This window comes from Psychrobacter sp. GW64-MNA-CIBAN-0177 (assembly GCF_040309585.1).
Classification (GTDB): domain Bacteria; phylum Pseudomonadota; class Gammaproteobacteria; order Pseudomonadales; family Moraxellaceae; genus Psychrobacter; species Psychrobacter okhotskensis.
Genome location: NZ_JBEOOY010000180.1, coordinates 1 through 278 on the forward strand (window position 1 = coordinate 1; position 278 = coordinate 278).

The 278-nt window shown below is 46.8% G+C and carries 1 protein-coding gene; it reads right to left on the reverse strand.

Annotation, left to right across the window (positions count from 1 at the left end; all coding sequences use genetic code 11):
- Positions 1-278, reverse strand: a 278-nt coding sequence (locus tag AAEY79_RS14685) for a PAS domain-containing protein (RefSeq protein WP_352289061.1), incomplete at both ends; no start/stop codon positions are given.

The following is a 278-nucleotide window of genomic DNA, read 5'->3' on the forward strand; positions in this document are numbered from 1 at the left end:
GGGCACAACCGTCGCATAGACCCAGTAATGGCTACCGTCTTTACACAAGTTTTTGACATAACCATGCCACTTTTGTCCGGATTTAGCCGTCTGCCATAAGTCCTTATAAGCACCGCTTGGCATATCAGGATGGCGCAAAATGTAGTGCGGTTTACCAATCAGCTCATCAATTTCATAGCCACTAATTTCTACAAACGCGTCGTTCACATGCGTGAGAGTACCGTCTAAATCTGTCCGTGACACGATAAGTTTACCGTCAGGATAAGGGCGCTCAATGC